The 1980-nt window shown below is 69.4% G+C and carries 1 protein-coding gene; it reads left to right on the top strand.

What is annotated here, in order from left to right:
* Positions 1-1980 (top strand): amidohydrolase (locus tag EB084_24390; GenBank protein NDD31403.1); only part of this gene is annotated, 1980 nt, incomplete at both ends.

Raw genomic sequence — 1980 nt, 5'->3', positions numbered from 1 at the left:
TGGCTGAGCCTCGACGTCTCGCCGGACGGCACGCACATCGCCTTCGATCTGCTGGGCGACATCTACGAGGTGCCCATCGATGGGGGCGAGGCCAGGGCCCTCACCCACGGCGTGGCGTGGGACATGCAGCCGCGTTACAGCCCGGACGGCCGCCACATCGCATTCACCAGCGACCGGGGCGGCGGCGACAACATCTGGGTGATGAACCGGGACGGCAGCCATCCCCGGGCCGTCACCAAGGAGCGCTTCCGCCTGGTCAACAGCCCGGCCTGGAGCCCCGATGGCCAGTACATCGCGGTGCGCAAGCACTTCACCGCGCACCGCTCGCTGGGCGCCGGCGAGGTATGGCTCTACCATGTGGCCGGTGGCTCGGGCGTGCAGCTCACGAAGCGACCCAACGACCAGAAAGACCTGGGCGAACCGGTCTTCTCGCCGGACGGCCGCTACGTCTACTACAGCCAGGACGTCACCCCCGGCGCGAGCTTCGAGTACAACAAAGACGTCAACGGCGAGATCTACGTCATCCAGCGCCTCGACCGCGAGACCGGCGAGCTCGAGCGCTTCGTGACCGGACCGGGGGGATCGATCCGTCCCACCCCATCACGTGATGGGCGCTGGCTGGCCTTCGTTCGCAGGGTGAAGGGCCGCAGCGTGCTGTTCGTGCACGATGTGCGCACGGGCGTCGAGCGCAAGATCACCGACGGCCTCGAGCGCGACATGCAGGAGACCTGGGCCATTCACGGGGTGTACCCCACGTTTGCCTTCACCCCGGATGACAAGGCCATCGTGCTCTGGGCCGGCGGACACCTGCAGCGCGTCGATGTCTCCACCGGGAAGCGTGTGACCATCCCCTTCCACGTCCGCGACACGCGTCAGGTGACCGAAGCGGTGCGCTTCCCGGTCGACGTGGCGCCGAAGACCTTCACCGCGAAGATGATCCGCTGGGCCGAGCGCGCCCCCGATGGGCACCGTCTCATCTTTCAGGCCCTGGGCCACCTCTGGGCGCAAGACGCGCCAGGCGCCGCGCCGCGGCGGCTCACCCACGATGATGCGTTTGAGCTCTACCCGTCGCTGTCGCGCGACGGGAGCACGGTGGTGTACGTGCGCTGGACCGACGAGGGGCTGGGGCAGATCTGCACCGTGCCTGCCGCCGGCGGCACCCCGAAGGTGCGGGTGCGCGAACCCGGGCACTACGTCGAGCCGTGCTTCTCGCCGGATGGCCAGGTCATCGCCTGGCGTAAGACCACCGGAGGGCGCATCACCTCGCCCACCCATTCACACGACTGCGGCGTATGGGCCATGAAGGCGAGCGGCACAGCCCCGTGGCGGGTGACCCGCGAAGGCTCGAGCCCGCACTTCGGCGCGTCCGCAGGTCGTCTCTTCGTGCTGCGCGGCGCCGGCGATGACATGATCAATCTGGTGAGCCTGCGCGTGACGGGAGGCGACGAGCGGGTCGAGGCGACCTGCAAGGACGCGCAAGAGATGCGCATCTCGCCCGACGAGCGCTGGATCGCGTTCGTGCAAGGGTTCAACGCCTTCGTGGCGGCCCGCCCACAGACGGGCAAGCCCCTCGAGCTGGGGCCCCGTGCAGACAACGTTCCCGTGGCGCAGATCTCGCGTGACGCCGGCGCGTACATCGCCTGGACGTCCGACAGCCGCGCCCTGGGCTGGACCCTGGGCGACCGCTTCTTCACCCGCGATCTGCGCGACGCATTCGCATTCTTGCGGGGCGACGGAGCTGCACCCTTGGCCGACGCTGCGCCCGCCGCGCGCGAAGTGCGCCTCGACGCCACCGCCGACCTGCCGAGCGGAGTGACCGCCCTCACCGGCGGCCGGGTCATCACCATGCGAGGCGACGAGGTGCTCGAGCAGGCCACCGTGCTGGTCGAGGGCAATCGCATTCGGGCCATCGGGCCCGACGTGGCGATTCCCTCTGGCGCGAATGTGGTCGACTGCCGCGGCAAGACCATCATGCCGGGC

The organism is Pseudomonadota bacterium (assembly GCA_010028905.1).
Lineage (GTDB): Bacteria > Vulcanimicrobiota > Xenobia > RGZZ01 > RGZZ01 > RGZZ01.
This window is presented reverse-complemented; position numbering and strand designations above follow the sequence as displayed.